Source organism: Myxococcus sp. AS-1-15, assembly GCF_020037055.1.
GTDB classification, from domain to species: Bacteria; Myxococcota; Myxococcia; order Myxococcales; family Myxococcaceae; genus Myxococcus; species Myxococcus fulvus.
Window position 1 is genome coordinate 350634 of sequence record NZ_JAIQDF010000004.1, and the last position, 16005, is coordinate 366638.

General features: G+C 71.0%; 15 protein-coding genes. 8 read left to right on the forward strand and 7 right to left on the reverse strand.

The genetic code is table 11. From position 1 onward, the window contains the following. Positions 1-6 precede the first annotated feature (6 nt). The 5 genes from K8625_RS14545 (at position 7) to K8625_RS14565 (ending at position 4391) form a co-directional block, all read left to right on the forward strand. Positions 7-1458, forward strand: coding sequence for a hypothetical protein (locus K8625_RS14545; protein ID WP_223746701.1), 1452 nt, complete (start codon positions 7-9; stop codon positions 1456-1458). Positions 1459-1523: 65 nt separating this feature from the next. Beyond that, positions 1524-1892, forward strand: coding sequence for a carboxypeptidase-like regulatory domain-containing protein (locus K8625_RS14550; protein ID WP_223746700.1), 369 nt, complete (start codon positions 1524-1526; stop codon positions 1890-1892). 282 nt (positions 1893-2174) lie between these two features. Then, entirely contained in the window at positions 2175-3059 is an 885-nt protein-coding gene (locus K8625_RS14555; protein ID WP_223746699.1) for a ribonuclease HII, read from the forward strand. Next, positions 3056-3691, forward strand: a complete 636-nt coding sequence (locus K8625_RS14560; RefSeq protein WP_141326561.1) for a hypothetical protein — start codon at positions 3056-3058, stop codon at positions 3689-3691. Before K8625_RS14555 ends, K8625_RS14560 begins: the two co-directional genes overlap by 4 nt. Before the next feature lie 61 nt (positions 3692-3752). Next, positions 3753-4391, forward strand: a complete 639-nt coding sequence (locus K8625_RS14565) for a histidine phosphatase family protein (RefSeq protein ID WP_223783054.1) — start codon at positions 3753-3755, stop codon at positions 4389-4391. A gap of 203 nt (positions 4392-4594) precedes the next feature. On the opposite strand, the gene K8625_RS14570 is transcribed toward K8625_RS14565, so the two are convergent. The 3 genes from K8625_RS14570 to K8625_RS14580 all read right to left on the reverse strand — a co-directional run bounded on the left by K8625_RS14570 (position 4595) and on the right by K8625_RS14580 (position 8727). Continuing rightward, positions 4595-5950 carry an aminotransferase class I/II-fold pyridoxal phosphate-dependent enzyme gene (locus K8625_RS14570; RefSeq protein WP_223746697.1) on the reverse strand — a complete coding sequence of 452 codons (1356 nt, stop codon included), beginning with the start codon at positions 5948-5950 and terminating at the stop codon, positions 4595-4597. A gap of 274 nt (positions 5951-6224) precedes the next feature. After that, positions 6225-8180, reverse strand: coding sequence for an acetate--CoA ligase (gene acs / locus K8625_RS14575; protein ID WP_223783055.1), 1956 nt, complete (start codon positions 8178-8180; stop codon positions 6225-6227). A 67-nt stretch (positions 8181-8247) separates the two neighbouring features. Further along, on the reverse strand, positions 8248-8727 hold the full coding sequence (locus K8625_RS14580; RefSeq protein WP_223746695.1) for a hypothetical protein: 480 nt from the start codon (positions 8725-8727) through the stop codon (positions 8248-8250). Positions 8728-8797: 70 nt separating this feature from the next. On the opposite strand from K8625_RS14580, the gene K8625_RS14585 reads away from it, so the two are divergent. From K8625_RS14585 to K8625_RS14595, 3 genes are all read left to right on the forward strand, one after another. After that, positions 8798-9220: an NUDIX hydrolase gene (locus K8625_RS14585; protein WP_223746694.1), complete on the forward strand. Its 423-nt coding sequence runs from the start codon at positions 8798-8800 to the stop codon at positions 9218-9220. A gap of 15 nt (positions 9221-9235) precedes the next feature. After that, a complete protein-coding gene (locus tag K8625_RS14590) occupies positions 9236-10954 on the forward strand; it encodes an RIP metalloprotease (protein ID WP_223783056.1) in 1719 nt (572 codons plus the stop codon). Positions 10955-11099: 145 nt separating this feature from the next. Further along, positions 11100-11768: a hypothetical protein gene (locus K8625_RS14595; RefSeq protein WP_223783057.1), complete on the forward strand. Its 669-nt coding sequence runs from the start codon at positions 11100-11102 to the stop codon at positions 11766-11768. Between the two features lie 8 nt (positions 11769-11776). Here K8625_RS14595 and moaD read toward each other — a convergent pair whose 3' ends face one another. From moaD to K8625_RS14620, 4 genes are read right to left on the reverse strand one after another with little or no spacing between them, the layout of a single operon-like run. Next, positions 11777-12451: a molybdopterin converting factor subunit 1 gene (gene moaD, locus K8625_RS14600; protein WP_370641913.1), complete on the reverse strand. Its 675-nt coding sequence runs from the start codon at positions 12449-12451 to the stop codon at positions 11777-11779. Next, positions 12448-14310 carry a PKD domain-containing protein gene (locus K8625_RS14610; protein ID WP_223783058.1) on the reverse strand — a complete coding sequence of 621 codons (1863 nt, stop codon included), beginning with the start codon at positions 14308-14310 and terminating at the stop codon, positions 12448-12450. Before K8625_RS14610 ends, moaD begins: the two co-directional genes overlap by 4 nt. A gap of 6 nt (positions 14311-14316) precedes the next feature. Continuing rightward, entirely contained in the window at positions 14317-15045 is a 729-nt protein-coding gene (locus K8625_RS14615; protein ID WP_223746690.1) for an MXAN_2562 family outer membrane beta-barrel protein, read from the reverse strand. Then, complete coding sequence (locus K8625_RS14620) at positions 15042-15938, reverse strand: MXAN_2561 family MXYO-CTERM-anchored protein (protein WP_223783059.1); 897 nt, start codon at positions 15936-15938, stop codon at positions 15042-15044. Before K8625_RS14620 ends, K8625_RS14615 begins: the two co-directional genes overlap by 4 nt. Positions 15939-16005: the final 67 nt, after the last annotated feature.

Genomic DNA, 16005 nt, shown 5'->3' on the forward strand with positions numbered 1-16005 from the left:
GGGGACATGTCCTCCGCCTCCATCGCCTGTCGCCAACATCCCCGGGAGCTCGCCGGTTGGCAGTGCCAGTCCTGCGGCGCATCCCTGTGCCCGGAGTGCGCGGTGGGGCGCCGCGTCCAGACGGTGGAGCTGGTGGGGTGCGGCCTGTGCGGAGGCGACACGGAGGTGCTCCACCTCCACCGCGACGTGGTGCCCTTCACCCGTCGGCTGCGCAAGGCCTGGCGCTACCCCTTCTCCGCCGCGGGCCTGCAGCTGCTCGTCGCGCTGAGCATCTTCCTGGGCATGGTGGGGTGGCTGGCGGAGAACTCCTTCCTCGTCATGCGGCCGCCGCTCATCGCCTTCTATGGCGGCCTGTTCTGGGCGACCTTCTTCGGGCTCGTGCGCGAGACGGCGCGCGGCGACACGTCGCTCGACATCCCTGACTTCAGCGACATCTTCCGGGACGCGCTGCTGCCCGGCCTGCGCGGCCTGCTGGTGTTCCTGGTGGCCGGGTTGCCGTCGCTCGTCTACGGGCTGTGGGCACACCCGGGTGGCAGCGCGAAGCTGGACATGTTCGCCTGGTTCATCCAGTGGCGGATGCCGCCGGGGCTGACGGCGGACCCCGTGTTCTGGCTGCTCGTGGGGGTGGGCGGTCTGTGGCTGCCCATGGGGCTGTTGCTCGCGGCGTCGGAGCACCCCGTCTCGCACATGCTCAACCCGGCCATGGTGCTGCGGCTGGCGCGCGGCCTGGGCTCCGACTACCTGGTGGCCTGCGCCGCGCTCGCGGGGCTGCTCGTCGTCCATGGCGCCGCGCACGTGCTCGCGGCGGCCGTGCGCGCGCTGGGCCTGGTCTTCATCTCCCGCTTCCTCGCGGAGGCCATCACGCTGGTGGTGCCCTTCCTGGCGGCGCACGTACTGGGCCTCTTGCTGTACGTGCGCGGAGACCGCGTGGGCTACGGCGAGCCGAGCGACTACGTGGCGCCCGTGCTGGGGAACGCCCAGCCCACCCGGGGGTCCGCCCCGCTGGGGGGAGCCGGCGTGCAGCGGGACACTCCCGCGCGGGAAGCGGAGTCCCCCGGAGAGGAAACACCCGGCGCACCCGTGGGCGCCGACGAGCGGCTCGCCGCCCTCGCGCTGGCGGTGGGTGGGCGCGACGTGGCCCGGGCGCTGGAGCTGTATGCCGCGCTGGAGCAACTGCCCGCCGCGAGGGTGCCCTCCGAGCACCACCTGTTCATCGGCCAGGCCGCGGCGGTGGAAGGAAACTTCCCACTGGCTGTCACCGCGCTGGAACGCGCCGCGGACGTGGCACCGGATTCGCCCACCGCGCCCAGGGCGCTCGTCATGCTGGCGCGCGTGCTGGGTGAGCGGATGAATGACGCGGCGCGCGCGGAGGAGGTCTACCAGTACGTGCAACACCGCTATCCGGATACCCAGGCCGCGAGATTCGCGAGCGAGCGCAGCCGGCCCCGGCCTGATTGAACCGGGCATTGCCGCGCGCGGGCATCGGCATCACCTTCCCGTGCATGATTCGGGCGTGTGGATGGGTGGGTGGGCTCCTCGGACTCGGCATGTTGCTGTCCGGCTGTGACGACGCGCCTCGCATGTCGCGAGGCCATGACGAGTGCGAGACGACGCTGATGGCCGTGCGCGTGGCCGTCGTCTCCGCGGACGGCGCCCGCGTGCGCGGCGCCACCGTCACCGCCACCAACGTGGCCTCCAACGTCAGCATCTCCGGCGTCACCGGCTCCGACGGCGTCACCACCGCCGTCAACGAGACGCTGGCGCCCAGCCCGGTGCGAGTCACGGCCACCGCCGGCTCCAAGGTGTCCCCCGCCTCCCACGTGGAGTGGGTGTGTGACACCTGCAACTGCGTCCCCGAGCCGTCCGAATTGACCCTGGAGTTGAGCCCCTGACAGGCCCTCGGGCCTCCAACTTCCCGGACATCTCACGGATTTCCATGTGAGATGGCACCGCAGAGGTTGTGTTCGGCCGGTCCGATGCGGTACGGCTTGGAGCCATGCGTCAGACCCGCATGCTCGCCACCTCCCCCCTCTTCCTCGTCCTCGGAGCCTCCCAGCGTGCGGGCGCTCCCGTGTGTACGGCGGTGGGGACGTGTTGTGGCGGGAGCCGCGTTCCCCCCCTGGGGAGCCCCGCGTGGCGTCCTACCGTTCCGGTAGCTCTTCGGGTCCGCCAGCATGTCCATCGATAGCCGGGAGCAGTGGCTCCAGTGCGCGCTCGGCGAGCTGACCGAGCGCTTCGTCAACCAGGCACACCCCATCCCCTCGGGCCTGCTGGAGGCGCTGGACGCGGACCCGCGTCGAGGCGCCCAGTCCCTGGCGCGGCGCATTCGCGCGAGGCAGGAGCGCAACCGCTCGGAGGGCCAGCGGCTGCGGCACCTGCTGCGCTTCGAGACGGAGCTGTGGGAGCAGGGGCTCGTGCACGTGGCGGGGGTGGACGAGGCGGGCATGGCGCCGCTCGCGGGCCCCGTCGTGGCGGCCGCCGCGGTGCTGCCCAGGAGCTACCGGCTCAAGGGCCTGGACGACTCCAAGAAGGTGCTGGACGCGCAGAAGCGCGAGGCGCTGGCGGAGTCGCTCAAGCGCGACGTCGTCGCCTGGGCGGTGGGCCGGGCGGAGGTCGAGGAGATCGACCAGCTCAACATCTACCACGCGGGGCTGTTGGCCATGCGCCGCGCGGTGGAGGGGCTGGGGCTCAAGCCCGACTACGTGTTGGTGGATGCGCGGACGATTCCGCAGTGCCCGGCGCCGCAGCGAGGAATCATCAAGGGTGACTCGCTCTCGATGAGCATCGCCGCGGCGTCCATCCTGGCCAAGACGACGCGCGACCGGCTGATGGCGGAGCTGGACCAACGCTACCCGGGCTACGGCCTGGCCGACCACAAGGGTTACCCGACGGCGCGCCACGTCCAGGCGCTGCGGGAGAAGGGAGTGCTGCCCATCCACCGACGCAGCTTCGGTCCGGTGAAGGAGGTGCTCGGGCTGGTGGAGCCCGGTGAGCCGTCCCCTGCTCAGGCGGAGCTGTTCCGCGTGGAGCCCATCGCGACGACGAGGCGCAAGTCATGAGCACGGACCGAGACATCGACGGTTGGCTGTCGGAGCGGGGCATCACCCTCACGGACGCGAAGCTGCGCGCGCGAGCGGTGCTGGAGGAGGCGGGCCTCACCCGTCCCGGCAAGGCGCGGATGAGCGAGCCCAAGCTGCTCAAGGCGGCCCAGGTGCTGGACGGGCGGTTCTTCCCCGTGTGCTCGGATGGGGCGTGCGTGAAGGTGGCCCAGGCGAGCGGCCGGGAGCCCTTGCGCGTGGAGCCTCGCAGCCACTGCGCCAGGTGCGGAGGTTCGGCGAACCACCGGGCGGAGGTGGCCTTCGTGGAGACGTGTCACCGGCTCGGCGTGAGCAAGGTGGTGGTGGTGGGAGGCTCGCCCGCGGTGCGCGAGGAGCTGGAGTCGAAGCTCGGGCCGCACATCGACCTGCGCATGGTGGACGGCACGGAGCGGCGCACGTCGGACCGGGCCCGCAGTGACTTGGAGTGGGCGGACCTGGTGCTGGTGTGGGGCGCCACGGAGCTGCACCACAAGGTGAGCGGGCACTACACGCATGGAGGCCCGGCCTACAGTCGCAAGGTCGTCCACGTGGTGCGTCGGGGAGTGGCCGCGCTGCTCGAGGAGGGCATGACGCACCTGGAGCGGGCACGCTGAACCGCCAACAGTGCCGCACGGAGCCCTTGCCCCGTGCGGCCGGCGCCGTCAGTCTTCCGGGATGAAGACCGAGCTCATCCTGCTGCGGCACGGCGAGACGGAGTGGAACGCGAAGGGGCTCTTGCAGGGCCACCAGGACAGCCCGCTGAGCCCCGAGGGCGTGCGGCAGGCGGACGCGCTCGCGGCGCGGCTGGTGACGGTGTCCTTCAGCGCGCTGTATTGCAGTGATCTGGGCCGGGCGGTGCAGACGGCGAGGCGCATCGCCGCGCGCACGGGACACGACGTGCGCCCGGATGCCCGGCTGCGCGAGCGGGGGCTGGGCGTCCTGGAGGGACTCACCCGCGAGGAGGCGAGCCGCCGTCACCCGGAGGTCTTCGGCGCGTACGCCACCAACGCACCGGACTTCGTCGTCCCCGGTGGGGAGAGCACGTCCCAGCGGCTGGGCCACGCGGTGGAGTGCCTGGGCGAGGTCGGCACCCGCCATGCGGGCGAGCGCGTGGTGGTGGTGATGCATGGCGGCGTGCTGAGCAGCTTCTTCCGCCACAGCCTGGGCATTCCGCCGGCCACGCCCCGCGCATTCTCGGTGCTCAACGCGTGTTGGAACCAGTTCGACTACCACCAGGGCGCGTTCCGCCTGGTGACGTGGGGCGACATCACCCACCTCAAGGAGCTGAGCGCGGACGACTCCTCCGCGCGCTGAGGAGATCTCCGCACGCCTCGGAGGTGCCGCGCGACCTGACCGCCACGCGGCACCCGGACGCAGTGGAAGGCGCGCGGCGCCTCATCAGCACGAGGCCTCGCGCCCTCCACACGCAACGACGCGGGCTCTCGACGAGGGGAGCGTCAGCCCAGGACCGCGCCCCGCGCCCTCCAACTGGAACGGCGCGGGGCCTCGTTGACGCGTCAGACCTCGGCGCGCTTGCCCGACTCGGCGCGCGCGGTGCGCAGGGGGCTCTGCTGCGGCGCCTCCACGAACTCGCGCGCCTCCGCCACCGCGCGCAGCACCACCTCGGCGCCGAGCTTCATCTGCTCCACCGAGTGCGACGACATCACCTGCATGCGGAAGCGAGACTCGCGGATGCGCACCGCGGGGTACTCCACCATGTTGGGGAACACGCCGCGCTCGAACACGAGCCTGCCCGCGACCCTCGCGACCTTCGGGTCGCCCACCGGTACGGGCACCACGTTGGAGGGCTCCCCCAGACACTTCACCCCGCCCTCGGCGAACGCGGCGCGCAGCGCGAGGATGTTCTCCATCGCCTTCGCGCGCAGCACCTCGCCCTCGTCCGAGCGGACGATGCGCAATGACTCGAGCGCCACCGCCGCCTGCACCGGAAGGATGGCATTGGAGAAGATGTGCGGCCCGCCCATGACCCGCACGAACTGGCGCACCGCCGGCGAGCGCGTCGCCACGAAGCCACCGTTCGACGAGAACGTCTTGGAGAACGAGCCCACCACCAGGTCCACCTTCCCCAACAGCCCCTGCGCTCCCAGGCTGCCCGTGCCGCGAGGGCCCAGCGCGCCCAGATCATGCGCCACGTCCACCAGCAGCGTCGCGCCGAACTCGTGACAGAGGTTCTGCAGCTCCTCGATGCGAGGAATGTCCGAGTCCATGGAGAACAGGCCCTCGGTGACCACGAGGATGCCATTGGCCGTGTCGTGGGCGCGCAGCTCCTGGAGCTTGCGGCGCATCGCGCGGTTGCTCAGGTGCGGCACCCGGCTCACCTTCTGCGTCGCCGCGCTGGCGCCCTGCTGGAGGCTCGCGTGCGACAGCGCGTCCAGCACCACGTGGTCCTCCGGACGCACCAGCCCCGCGATGGCGCCGAAGCCCGCGCCCCACCCCGTCGCGAACAGCGCCACGTACGGCATCTCCAGATGCTCTCCGAGCGCCTGCTCCAGCTGGAGTCCCGGCGTCGTGTTGCCACCGAACATCCCGGAGCCGGCGCTGTGCACGCCGTAGTCCCGGATGGACCGATGCGCCGCCTCGACCACCGCTGGATGCGTGGACAATGACAGATAGTCCTGCGAGCCGAAGTTCACCCCGTGCCGCGCCACCCCACCCTCGCTGCGCACGCCACACTCAGCGGTCGGCGCGCCCTCCAGGCTGCGCGAGTACGGCCACAATCCTGTCTGTCGCCGTGACTCCTGCCATTGGAAGAACGCCTCCGTCCGAGCCAGCAGATCAGGGCCGGTCGGATGCGTGTAATTGGCGATGAAATGGGTGAACAACGGCGAATCGAGCTGATCGCGTAGATTCATGAACACATCCGAGGGGGAGGGGGAACGACGCTGGAACAGGACCTGGCACGTCGCGCTCGGGGGGGTGAGCGCGGCCTTTAATGCCCCTGCATCTTTCCAGTGTCAACAACTCCTCAACACCCGGATATTTCGAATTATGAGTGCGGACCAACCTTCATACGTTGGGTGAAATCCGATTGCGTTTCAAACCCTTGGAGTCCTGTCGTTGTAGCACGACGTGACACATCCATCTTGAGAAGCGGAGGGCCCAGGGGACCCTCCGCGCCTCCATGCGCTACTCGTCGTTCTGCTGGAGCGCCGCGAGGACATTGAGGTCCTCGAGCGTGGTGGTGTCTCCCGATGCCTGCTTGCCCGCGGCGACGTCGCGCAGGAGCCGCCGCATGATCTTCCCGGAGCGTGTCTTGGGTAGCGCCTCCGCGAAGCGGATCTCATCCGGCCGCGCGATGGCGCCAATCTCCTTGGAGACGTGCTGGGCCAATTCCTTCTTCAGCTCCGGTGAGGGCACGTTGCCCTGCTTGAGCGTGACGAAGGCCACGAGCGCTGTGCCCTTGAGGTCATCGGGGCGGCCCACGACGGCGGCCTCGGACACGAGCTTGTGGGCGACGAGCGCGCTCTCCACCTCGGCGGTGCCAAGCCGGTGGCCCGCGACATTGACGACGTCGTCCACGCGACCCATCAGCCAGAAGTAGCCGTCCATGTCCGTGCGCGCGCCATCGCCGGTGAAGTACTTGCCGGGCAGCTCGCTGAAGTACGTGCGTACGTAGCGGTCCGGGTCGCCGTACACGGTGCGCAGCATGGAGGGCCACGGCCTCGTGACGAAGAGCAGGCCGCCCTGCCCCTTCGGCACCGCGTTGCCCGCGCGGTCCAGGATCTCCGCGTGGATGCCGGGCAGCGGCAGCGTGGCCGAGCCGGGCTTGGTGGGCGTCGCGCCCGGCAGCGGCGAAATCATGATGCCGCCCGTCTCCGTCTGCCACCACGTGTCCACGACGGGGCAGCGGCCCTGACCGATGACGTCGCGGTACCACATCCACGCCTCGGGGTTGATGGGCTCGCCCACGCTGCCCAGCAGGCGCAGCGAGGACAGGTTCTTCTTGCGCGGGTGCTCGTCGCCCAATCGCATGAAGGCGCGGATGGCCGTGGGCGCGGTGTAGAGGATGGTGGCCCTGTAGCGCTCGATGATGTCCCAGAAGCGGTCCGGCCCCGGGTGCGTGGGCGCGCCCTCGTAGATGACGGTGGTGGCGCCGTTCATCAGCGGCCCGTAGACGACGTAGCTGTGGCCCGTCACCCAGCCCACGTCGGCGGTGCACCAGTAGACGTCATCCTCGCGCAAGTCGAACACCCAGCGCGTGGTGAGCGAGGCGACCACCGCGTAGCCCGCCGTGGTGTGCAGCACGCCCTTGGGCTTCCCGGTGGAGCCGGACGTGTAGAGGATGAACAGCGGGTGCTCGCTCTCCACCCACTCCGGCTCGCACGTGTCGGACTGGCCGTTGACCAGCACGTCCCACGCCACCATGCGCGGGTCGGTGAGCGCCAGCGCGTCTCCCGTGCGGCGCGCCACCACCACCTTCTCCACGCTGGGCATGTTCTTCAGCGCGGCCTCCACGTTCTTGAGCAGCGGCACCACCGCGCCCTTGCGCCAGCCGCCGTCCGCGGTGAGCACCACCTTGGCGCCCGCGTCCTTCATGCGCTCCTGGAGCGCCTCCGCGGAGAAGCCGCCGAACACCACCGAGTGCACCGCGCCGATGCGCGCGCACGCCAGCATCGCCACCGCGGCCTCGGGCACCATGGGCAGGTAGATGCCCACGCGGTCCCCCTTCTTGACGCCCAGGGACTTCAGCCCGTTGGCCAGCCGGTTCACCTCGATGGCGAGCTGCCCGTACGTGAGGGTGCGCCGGTCTCCGGGCTCACCCTCGAAGAGGATGGCGGGCTTGTCGCGGCGCGTGGCCAGGTGCCGGTCCAGACAGTTGTAGGCCAGGTTGGTGCGCCCCTCGACGAACCAGCGCGCGTGTGGCGGCTTCCAGTCGAGCACCGTCTGGAAGGGCTCCTTCCAGTAGAGCTCCTCGCGAGCGCGCTCGCCCCAGTACTTGTCCGGATCTCGGGCGGCCTCGTCCCACAGACGCTGGTAGTCCTCCATGCTCTTCAGGTGAGCACGCTGGGAGAACTCCTGGGGCGGTGGGAAGACGCGGGTCTCGGTCAGGACCGAGGAGATTTCTTGCTGCGTTTCAGCCATGGGCTCCTCCGCAGAGTGGGCGACAACCCCTCTGTTCTAGGAACCCCGGAGGCCGGGCTCAAGCACGCTATTCGCAGCGGTTCGCTTCCTTGACGGCTTCAAAACGCATCCACAGCTCGCACGCGCACTCGGCGGGCCGCTGCTCGGAGGCGTAGCGCACCCGCATCGCCCCGTCGAAGCGCGTCTCGCACTGCGTCGTCGCGTCGATGTGGATGCTGGCTTCATCCAGCAGACAGTCCACCCCGCGCACGGGCGTGGCGGCGTTGATGGTGGTGCCGTCGATGGCGAAGTCGTCGCCCTCGGCGAGGAAGTAGCCGATGAGCTGCGTGTCGAGCAGCCCGAAGTTCAGGCGCACCACGCGGCCGGTGACCTGCAGGCTGCCGCGGAACAAGTCGCGGTTGGCGTCGTAGAGGCCGCAGTCGTCGCGGAAGATCTCCACGGGAGTGAACTCGTAGTCGCCCGCTTCCTGGACGAAGGGCAGGCAGCCCGACATGGCGCTCACGAGGAGGGCGGGCACGAGCAGGCGGAAGCGTCTCGGGGTGGACACGGGGCGCACCATACCCCACGAATGCATCGAGTGCAGTGCGCTCGTGGCGGTCGGGGTTAGAGTGGCCCCCATGCCCGAATACCGCAACCCCAAGCCCACCGTGGACTGCATCATCGAGCTGGCCGGTGGACGCATCGTCCTCATCCGCCGCGCGAACCCGCCCATCGGCTGGGCGCTGCCGGGGGGATTCGTGGACGAGGGCGAGCCCCTGGACGCGGCGGCCATCCGGGAGGTCAAGGAGGAGACGGGGCTGGAGGTGAAGCTGGTGGAGCAGTTCTTCACGTACTCGGACCCGAAGAGGGACCCGCGGCAGCACACGCTGTCGACGGTGTACATCGGCACGGCGGACGGTGAGCCGAAGGGCTCGGATGACGCGGCGGAGGCGCGCACGTTCGCGCTGGACGCGCTGCCGTCGGACCTGTGCTTCGACCACGGCACCATCCTCTCCGACTACCGGACGTACAAGCAGACCGGGCAGCGGCGGAAGCTGTAGGGAGCGCCGTCCAGGATGCACTACGCGCTCGTCCTGCTGGCCCTCGGAGGGCTGTTGGCCCTGCATGAGCTGGGGCACCTCGTCGCCGCGCGGCTGCTCGGGGTGCGGGTGCCCCGCTTCGTGTTCGGCTTCGGTCCACCCATGGCGTCCTTCCGGTTGGGGGGGACGCAGTTCGTCGTGGGGGCGGTGCCGCTGGGCGCCACGGTGCACATCCAGGGGATGAATCCCCACCGCTCGGAGGTCGCGGAGGCCGCGAGCTTCCGGACGCTGGGGCCCCTGCGGCGCGCGCTCATCATCCTGGCGGGGCCGCTGTCCAACTACCTGTTCGCGCTGGGCGTGCTGTTCGCGCTCTACACGTCGGGCACCCACGTCGTGGTGCCGCTGACGGTGGGCACGGTGCGGCCGGGCTCGGAGGCGGCGCGGGCGCAGTTGCTGCCCGGAGACCGCATCGACTCGGTGAACGGTCAGGCGCTGCGCAGCTGGACGGAGTTCGTGGAGAAGGTGGCGGTGGGCGTGGGCAGCACGCTGGAGCTGCGGGTGGACCGGCACGGCGAGCAGCGCACGGTGACGGTGCGACCGCGCGCGGACGAGCGTGGCGAGGGACGCATCGGCGTGAGCCAGCAGTACGTGTACCGCACGCATGCGCCGGGCGAGGCGCTGAGGCACGCGACGGTGCACACGATGAACCTCGCGGCCGAGGGCGTGACGATGTTCACGCGGCTGGCGAAGGGAGAACAGGCGCGGGGTGGACCGACGGGCCCCGGGGCGCTGGTGCGGCAGGAGTCGTCCGATGCGGCGTCGTCGGGGCTGGACTCGGTGCTGCGAGCGCTGGTGGCCGCGTCGCTGGCGCTCGCGCTGCTGACCTTGCTGCCGATTCCGGGGCTGGATGGCGGGCGCGTCGTGCTGTTGCTGGTGGAGGCGGTGAGTGGTCGCAAGCTGCCGCCTCGCGTGGAGACGGTGGCGCAGACGGTGGGGTTCCTCGCGAGCGCGACGGTCATCGTCGCGGTGGCGTTCGCGGAGATTCGCGGGGCGCTCCCCGAGCGGTTCAAGTCGGAGTCCGCGTCACCCGCGACGACGGGACCCGGTGGCACCACGGCCGGAGCGCCCCCCACGACGGGAGCGAGTGCACCTCCCATCGGAGCGTCCTCGGGAGCGACGGCCCCTGGCGGCGGCGCACCCGCGGGAACGGCGCTTCCCACGACCGCGACACCGGGCGGCACGGGCCCTGGAGGACCTGTGGCTCCGCCTGTCGCCAGCTCGGGAGCAGCAGCTGCGACGGGAACCAAGGCAGCACCCGCTGCGCCAACGCCAGTGACAGGCGCACCGGCAGGAGTTGATTCGCGCGGCGTGACGGTCCCCGCCTCCGGAGCGGCGAGCGCGCTCAATCCAGCCGGGAGCAGCGGCGGGGGCGCATCCCCCACAACGAGCGCGCCGCCATCCACGGGCTCCGCGACGCCCACGAACGTGGGAGCCACGGCAACGCCCGCCACGGCAGCCGGGGCGACGGACGCACCCGCGAACAGCGCGGCGCCAGCAGGTGCGCCGTCGGGCCTTCCGACAACCACGCCTGCGCCACACGGCGCGGACACACAAACACCCGCGGCGAGCCCATCGTCCACGCCGCCTCCCGCGAGCGCTCCACCCGCGACGCCACCTCCGCTACCCGCCGAGTCCGGGACGAAGGACACCCCCTCATCCGGCGGTCCCTCGGTGATGGGCAGGACGACGGCCTGAAATCCCCTGCCCCGGAACCCGCGAGGGGAACCGCGAGCCTCCCCTGGTTGTCGGGCAAGCGGGCGGACGCTTCCTGTCCACCTGTGGGCTTCCGGCCCCGATGATGCGGCCGACAGGCGGCGGGACGCATATGCTTACGCGCGAGATGAGCACCAAGGCCAAGGCGGACGGCGGGCTGTACTTCGAGCTGTACTGGGGCGAGAACCTGGCCGAGGCCTGGAGCTACGGGCGCGAGCAGACGCGGGTCCACGCCGCGCCGGATGAGAAGGCGCCCCTGCCCCTCTACGGCTTCACCCTCCCGGAAGAGCCGTTCCTCATGGCCGAGCGCACCGAGCGCGGCTGGCGCATCCACCTGCCCCCCAAGGTCCAGGTCGAGCACAAGCAGCGCGGAGACGCCTTCGCCGCCCTCCCCGGCTCCCAGCTCGTCCAGGACCAGGGCCGCGCCTCCGTGACGCTCTCGGACGGCATGACGCTGCGCCTCACCGAGGGACAGCTGTCCCTGCTCGTCCAGGCCTCCGTCGTGAAGGAGCGCGTCGGCCCCCTCCAGTGGAAGGACATGGGCTGGCTCGCCATCGTCGGCCTGCTCTTCCTGAGCCTGCCCGTGGGCTTCCTCATCGCGGGCCCCACGCCCGAGCGCGCCGCCGAGTCCAACGCCCGCGCCCTCCAGCTCGCCGCCGAGAAGGAGGCCGCGCGTCGCAAGGCCATGGGCCTGGACACGCCCATGCGCCCCATCACCGACGCCGAGCGCGAGCAGCAGCAACCGGCGGACGCGGGCCCCGAGGTCAACATCCCCGCCAGCTTCCGGATGCGCTGACGAAGGCCTCACGGCCCCAGGCCGACCCACACCTCCCCATCCTCGAAGAACTCCTTCTTCCAGATGGGCACGTCCTGCTTGAGCCGCTCGATGGCGTGCTCACAGCCCCGGAAGGCCTCCTTGCGATGCGGCGCCGCGGCGGCGATGACCACCGCCAGCTCCCCCGGCACCAGCACGCCCACGCGGTGCACGATGGCCAGCCGCACGCCCGGCCATGACGTCGCGGCCTCCGCGCCAATCTCCGCCAGCTTCTTCTCGGCCATCGGCGCGTAGGCCTCGTACTCCAGCCGCAACACGCGCCGCCCCTTCGTCGCGTCGCGCACCGAGCCGCTGAAGGTGACGAGCCCGCCGTACGCCTCGCCCCCCACCGCCTCCACCACCTCCTCCAACCGCAGCGGCCGCTCCACCACGCGGAACAGCCCCGGCGAGCCACCCGCCACGGGAGGAATCAACGCCATCTCCGCGCCCGCCCGCACCGGCGCCTCCGCGCCCACGAACTCCTGGTCCACCGCCACGCGCAGGTGCGGCAGCAACGGAGCAAGCCCCGGATGCGCCGCCGCGAGCAGTTGGAGAACCACCTCCACCGTCGCGCCCTCGGGCACCTCCACGCGCTCCCGGGCCGTCCCCGCGCGCTCCCTCGCGGCGGCGAAGTACAGCACGGTGACAGCGCCGCCCGGGCTCACTTCCACTCCTGTCCCGCGCGAGCGTTCTCCCTCAATCGCAGACTCCCCTTCAGCCTCGCGCCGCCCTCGGCCAGCGAGAAGTCCAGGAAGCCCGAGTCCAGCGGCGTGAAGCCCTCCAGCACCGCCTTGATGAGCGCCTGCGCCGACGCCAGTCGCTCCGCGGGCACGCCCGGCAGCGACTCCTGCGCATCCAGCTCCGCGCGCAGCCGCCCCAGGTCCGCCATCACCGACAGGTGCCCCGCGCCGAACGCCTCACCGCCGAAGCGCTCGCGCAGCGACTTGCCGACATCGCCGCGAGGACGCCCCTCCAAAGGCTCACCGGCGATCAACGTGGCGCGCTCGGGGCCGATGCGCAGCTGCACCGGCTGCCCCCACAGGAGCGTCTTGTAGAGGCGGCCTCCGGGAATCTTCTCCATCGCGAAGCGCAGCGACGAGCCCTGCGCGCGCTCATCGAGCAGCCGCAGCACCGGCTCCACGGAGGTGAGGCCCGCGTCGATGAGGACGGTGCCCCGAGGCTCGGGCCGCTGGTTGCGCACGAAGTTCCGCAGGAAGCCCGGTGCATCGAAGTACACCAGCATCGCGACGTCACCACGCAGCGCCTTCAACAGCGCCTCCGCGTCCAGTCCCCGCGCGCGCCACCGCTCCACCATCCGCTCGCGACGCGGCGAGCCCGGCGCACCGAACGCCAGCTTCGCCAGCTCCTCGGGGGGCACGGAGAGCTGCGCGGCGGCCACCGGCCCCAACCCGCTCTCCGCCATCAGCGCGGACGGAGGCGCGCTCGCCCCCTGCAACAGCGGCCGCGTGGACGACAGGAACCCATCCAGCGACACGTGCTCGGGGCGCACCGTCATCGAGGCGAAGAAGCCCCGCACCGGCCCCTCCTCCTCCCCCTCGTCGAGCCTCGGTGCGCCCGTGTACAGGTAGACATTCCCCTCGCCCACCTTGGGACGCAGCTCGTTGAGCAGCGCCACCTCGGACATCCCGGGCCCCGTCAGCTCCGTCACCGCCCGACGCACCAGCTGCACGTCCGCGACGGCCGGCCGCGGCGGCTCCACCGCGAGCACCTCCAGCGGCACGCCCTCTTCCCCCTCCTCGTCGTCCTCCGCCTCCGGCCCGTCGGGAATCGCCAGGTACAGGTAGCCCCGATCAACGAACAGCAGCATCGGCTCGCTGCCATCCTGCGGCACCACGCGCATGGCGCCATCATCGGTGGGCATCACCTGGTGGCCGGAGCTCTCCAGCTCGCTCGCCACCGCGGACATCGCCGCGTCGGGCTCCGTGATGCCCAGCACCGCCACCACGCCGTCGAACTCCGGCAGGATGAACAGGCCGAAGCCCTCCTCGGGGTCCACGACGCTCGAGCCCTGCGTCAGGCTCTGCAACACGAGCGACACCAGGGGCGCCTCGCGCAGCGCCTCCTCCGCCTCCTCGGGGCCGATGAGTCGCTCGTGGAAGTCCACCAGCGGCTCCACGTTGCCCTGGAGCCGGGGCATCCACAGCACCGTCTGCGCGTCTCCCGGCACCGCGCGCAGCAACGGGCGCGGCACCACGGTGAGCCGCACGCGCCCCACCTCCTGGCCCTCGTGCAGCGCGCGCACGGTGTACGCGCCGGGCCGGGCGAAGGCGTGCGACAGCTGGGCGCCCTGCTTCGTGGGAGTGCCGTCGCCGACGTCCCAGGAGAGGGCCTGCGCGCCCTTCTCCCCGGAGCCCAGCGTCACGGGCACGCCCGCCTCCACCGTGCGGTCCTCACCCAGGTCCGCGCGCACCGCGCGCCGACAGCCGGGGCCCGACAGGCCCACGGCGGTCAACAGGAGGAACAGCGTGACGGACCGAAGGACGGAGCGCGGGGAGTGCGGCATGAGCCGCTAATAGTCCAGCGCGAGTCCGAACATCCAGCGCCGGCTGGACAAGTTCAGACCCTTCCCTCCGAAATCGTCCACATCCGCGTAGGTGTACTCAGCGAACAGGTAGCTGTGGTTCACCCCCAGCCCCGAGTCGAAGTCACGAGCGAAGCGCGGCTGCAGCACGTCCAGCAGGAACGCCAGGCCCGCCGTACCGCCCCAGCCCCACTTGCCGCCCTTGCCGGTGACGCCGCCGGAGACCTCGGTGTCGCTGCCCTTCGTCACCCACCAGGGCGAATAGATGAGGCCCAGCTTGCCGTACGGCACCAGCGGGATGCCCCACTCGAAGGCCGCGTAGTCGAACTTGTAGAAGAGGTTGAACGCGAGCGGCACCACCTTGATGGCCGTTCGCTCCGCCGCGTCCCCACCGCCGTCCGCCAGCTTCGCCGCGCCGTACTTCTCGCCGTAGCCCGCCGACACGCCGACGCCCGCGGTGCCGATGCCCTGGTAGAAGTAGCGCTGGAACTCCAGCTCCACGAGCAGCAGCGACGAGTCACCGAAGGTGTCCTTGTAGGGCGTGCCGCCCAGGCCCTTCTCCTCGTCGATGAGCGGCTTGTAGCCCCCCAGGCGGAAGATGATGCCGCCGGTGCGGGGGGACTCGACCAGATCCGGAGACACCACGCCTGCGTCCTGCGCCCACGCGGGCAGCGCGGCGAACGCCACGGCCACACCCAGGCCCCATGCCCGACTCATGACTGCTTCCTCCTCGACACCGTCCAGAAGCCCAGGGCCGCCACCACGGCGCCCACGGCAAGTCCGCCACCTCCCGCCCCACACCCGCCCGTCTCCGCGCCCTGCGCGCCCCGGTACGCCGCCCAGAAGCCATTGCTCGCGATGGGGGTCCCCGTCGCCAGCGGCGACGGCTCGCTCTGGTTGCCCGCCTTGTCCAGCGCGAACACCCGCACGCCGTACTCCACGCCGTTCTCCAGGTTGTCCATGCGGAACAGCGTGTTCGACGACGTCTGCTCCTTGGAGCGCACCACGTCGCCCGCGGTGGTGCTGCCACCATCCTCACCCGCCACCAGCTTCACCACCTCCACCTTCATCTGCGACGAGTCGCTCGGCGCCGTCACGTCCACGCTCAGCGCGGTGTCCAGGCCCGTCACCGTCGGCAGGATGGGCGCCGCGGGAGGCTTGGGGTCCAAGGTCAGGGTGATGGCCGGCGTGCCCACGCTCGTCGCGGTCGCCTCGCACGTCGTCCCGGTGCTGTTGAACGGCCGCACGGACGCGCACAGCTTGAAGCTCTTGTTCTCCGTCTGGGCCTCGCACGTCTGGCCCGCCTTGGTGAGCGCCTCGCTGACGTTCAGGCTCACCGTGCCCGTCGTCACCGACGAGGACCGCTCGATCTCCTCCAGCGTCACCTCGCTCGAGCTCGGTGTGTCCGAGCACGTGTCCGGGGACAGCCAGATGTAGAGCGTGTCGCACTGGTTGGTCGCCTGACGGGTCCAGGTGACCTGGGTGACCTTGGCGCAGTCGGCTTTGGAGACGACGATTTCGTTGCCCTGGTTGCCCGAGACCGAGAAGGTCACGGTCTGCCCCAGGGCGGTCGACGCGGAGAGCAAGAGCAAGGCGAGTGTGAGGCGCATGGGTAGCCGGACGCTAGCAAGCGGGGGGCCACACACAACGCCTTCCGACAGGCCCTTTTTCGGACGT

What these genes read in the sequence shown, in the direction of transcription:
- K8625_RS14585 (WP_223746694.1), top strand. Translation starts at nt 8,798, where the DNA reads ATGCCCGAATACCGCAACCCCAAGCCCACCGTGGACTGCATCATCGAG.
- K8625_RS14590 (WP_223783056.1), top strand. Translation starts at nt 9,236, where the DNA reads ATGCACTACGCGCTCGTCCTGCTGGCCCTCGGAGGGCTGTTGGCCCTG.
- K8625_RS14545 (WP_223746701.1), top strand. Translation starts at nt 7, where the DNA reads ATGTCCTCCGCCTCCATCGCCTGTCGCCAACATCCCCGGGAGCTCGCC.
- K8625_RS14555 (WP_223746699.1), top strand. Translation starts at nt 2,175, where the DNA reads ATGTCCATCGATAGCCGGGAGCAGTGGCTCCAGTGCGCGCTCGGCGAG.
- K8625_RS14620 (WP_223783059.1), bottom strand. Translation starts at nt 15,938, where the DNA reads ATGCGCCTCACACTCGCCTTGCTCTTGCTCTCCGCGTCGACCGCCCTG.
- K8625_RS14615 (WP_223746690.1), bottom strand. Translation starts at nt 15,045, where the DNA reads ATGAGTCGGGCATGGGGCCTGGGTGTGGCCGTGGCGTTCGCCGCGCTG.
- acs (WP_223783055.1), bottom strand. Translation starts at nt 8,180, where the DNA reads ATGGCTGAAACGCAGCAAGAAATCTCCTCGGTCCTGACCGAGACCCGC.
- K8625_RS14565 (WP_223783054.1), top strand. Translation starts at nt 3,753, where the DNA reads ATGAAGACCGAGCTCATCCTGCTGCGGCACGGCGAGACGGAGTGGAAC.
- K8625_RS14570 (WP_223746697.1), bottom strand. Translation starts at nt 5,950, where the DNA reads ATGAATCTACGCGATCAGCTCGATTCGCCGTTGTTCACCCATTTCATC.
- K8625_RS14560 (WP_141326561.1), top strand. Translation starts at nt 3,056, where the DNA reads ATGAGCACGGACCGAGACATCGACGGTTGGCTGTCGGAGCGGGGCATC.
- K8625_RS14610 (WP_223783058.1), bottom strand. Translation starts at nt 14,310, where the DNA reads ATGCCGCACTCCCCGCGCTCCGTCCTTCGGTCCGTCACGCTGTTCCTC.
- K8625_RS14595 (WP_223783057.1), top strand. Translation starts at nt 11,100, where the DNA reads ATGAGCACCAAGGCCAAGGCGGACGGCGGGCTGTACTTCGAGCTGTAC.